The organism is Mesorhizobium sp. M0306 (assembly GCF_040321655.1).
GTDB lineage: Bacteria > Pseudomonadota > Alphaproteobacteria > Rhizobiales > Rhizobiaceae > Mesorhizobium.
Window position 1 is genome coordinate 1 of record NZ_JAMYRY010000094.1, and the last position, 1,535, is coordinate 1,535.

1 protein-coding gene and 1 pseudogene are annotated in these 1,535 nt (G+C 55.3%); both read right to left on the reverse strand.

The features are described from left to right. Positions 1-369, reverse strand: a pseudogene (locus NKI95_RS34215) (transposase); the annotation flags it as partial. A 135-nt stretch (positions 370-504) separates the two neighbouring features. Beyond that, on the reverse strand, positions 505-1,293 hold the full coding sequence (locus NKI95_RS34220; RefSeq protein WP_352722252.1) for a TylF/MycF/NovP-related O-methyltransferase: 789 nt from the start codon (positions 1,291-1,293) through the stop codon (positions 505-507). Positions 1,294-1,535: the final 242 nt, after the last annotated feature.

Below are 1,535 nucleotides of genomic sequence, written 5' to 3' on the forward strand. Positions count from 1 at the left end.
GAACCGTCATCCGGCAGCAGCCGATGGTCTGGCACGCCCGCCGCGCGCTCTTCTCGAATTCGCTGCGAAGATGCGCGACAGCCTCTCGCTCGGCAGCGGGCGTCACCATTTTTTTCCGAGAAGATCTTTCAAAGCGGCATTGTCGAGCATGGCGTCCGCCAGGAGCCGCTTCAGACGAGCGTTCTCATCCTCCAGCGTTTTCAGCCGCTTCGCTTCCGACACGTCCATGCCGCCATACTTCGCCTTCCATTTGTGGATGCTGGCGTCGCTGACCCCGTGCTTGCGGCACAGATCGGCCACCGAAACTCCGGCCTCGTGCTCCTTCAAAATCCCGATGATCTGCTCTTCACTGAAACGGCTGCGCTTCATTCTCTGGTCCTCGCGTTGGGCCAGAGCGAACTTCAAACCGGATTAAGCCAAAGGGGCAACGTCACAGCGGCAAGAGTTGTATTCGACCCACCAGTGACTGTTTCATTGTCTGTCGAGTCGCCTTCGATCCGATCATTACTTCCGAATGAGGAAGGCTCCGACCTGCTGCGGTAGCGCACAACAGGGAGTTTCATCCTTCAGAAATTCATCAACCGCTGCTTTGGCGCCTGGGAATGAGACAGAATTGTAGTCATCCACGATGAGCCAGCCGCCAGGCACAGTGCGCGGATAGAAGAACCTGAGGCTTTGGAGTGTCGGCTCATACAGGTCCACATCTATATGGGTAAGTGCAAAACGCCTATCGGCAACTTCAGGAAACCGCTCTGGTATCCAGCCCGCATGCACACGTATAATATCGAACCGTGCCAAATTCCGGCACAAAACTTCCTCCGGAAACGCGAAGTGCGCACGCATACGATCAGTCTGCTGCTTATCTCGTTGAAGCCCCACATTGTCGGCTTTGACGAACTGTGAGAGGCCCGCGAAGCTATCGAAAATATGGAGCTCTCCACGGCGATTGTGCAGTTCCATCAATCGCGCGATCAGATAGGCAGCTTGACCGCGAAAGGAGCCGCACTCCGCGAAATCGCCTTCGAGCCCAGAACCGAGGACCGATCGAAGACAGTGGTAAAGGCCAGCTTGCCGAAGGAACTTTCTAGTCTGGTTGCGATTGTCATCCTCAAGCGAAGTCGCTTGCCGCGCCTCCTCGAAAATTAGTGAATATTCAGCGCCGGGCAGAAGGTGGCAATTCCTCTTCACCAACTCCTGAAAGGTGATATCACTTTGTCTTCCGACCTTACGTGTAAGAACCCTGAGCCTCTCCCACCTAGCTCTCCACAAAGAAGCTCGCCGGTTCATATCCATCTTCTCCTCCTAGCATCCAAACGCACGGATTGCACGGATTATAGTAGTCGAGTAGCGGAGAGGAATGTCACCTCTCCGCGCTCACGAAACCGGACATGACACTCTCGCGTCATCCGGCTTCTATTTTCCAGCCGTTGGTCGGACACCTATCTTCCACTGACCTGCCACTGAATTTTCATCCGGCTGCAGTTAGAGCCTCGGCGGGTTTTACGCCGTATGGTGCGGGTTGAGCAACGGGTGAT